1 protein-coding gene is annotated in these 511 nt (G+C 58.1%); it reads right to left on the reverse strand.

Translation table 11 applies throughout. The annotated features are described in order from the left end of the window. A partial coding sequence (locus tag DL891_RS17615) for a hypothetical protein (protein ID WP_232819242.1) occupies positions 1-192 on the reverse strand: 192 nt, incomplete at its 3' end. Between the last annotated feature and the right edge of the window lie 319 nt (positions 193-511).

Here is a 511-nt window from a genome sequence, read left to right on the forward strand (position 1 = left end):
TGCGTCGACCCCGAGCATGACAACCCACGCACCTACCGAGGCTGTACCTCGTTCCCACGGCAGAAGGAACCACAGCGGAAGGCTCACCGAGTAAACAGCGAACGCAAGTATCGCGGCAGCAACCGGGCGGCGCTCGGGCAGCTTTTGCCGCAGAGGGCTGATTGCGACTGACGAGTCACGCGAATTAGCCATGGTTGCTCTCAAGCCGAGTAGGACCAAGCGACTGTGTCACAACCGATAGGTACTGTTTTCTCAGCCATATCGCCAGCCTACATGAGGGTGTCCTCGCCGTGACTGGACGCCTCCAATGGGCAGGATGCGAAGCTAAACTGTCACAGTTACGTGTGTCTCGGTCGATCAACGGCCGGTTCAGTCCTTATGTGGATCTTTCACATTGCCTGCACGGAGCAGATAGGCCGCCGTGTTCAAGAATGACTTAAACTTGCGTGAATCGGCGGACCCACGGTGAAGAAGCTCCCGCGGATTCTTGGTGCCGTGGGGCTCGTTGTGG

The sequence above is a fragment of the Homoserinimonas sp. OAct 916 genome (assembly GCF_003260275.1).
Classification (GTDB): domain Bacteria; phylum Actinomycetota; class Actinomycetes; order Actinomycetales; family Microbacteriaceae; genus OACT-916.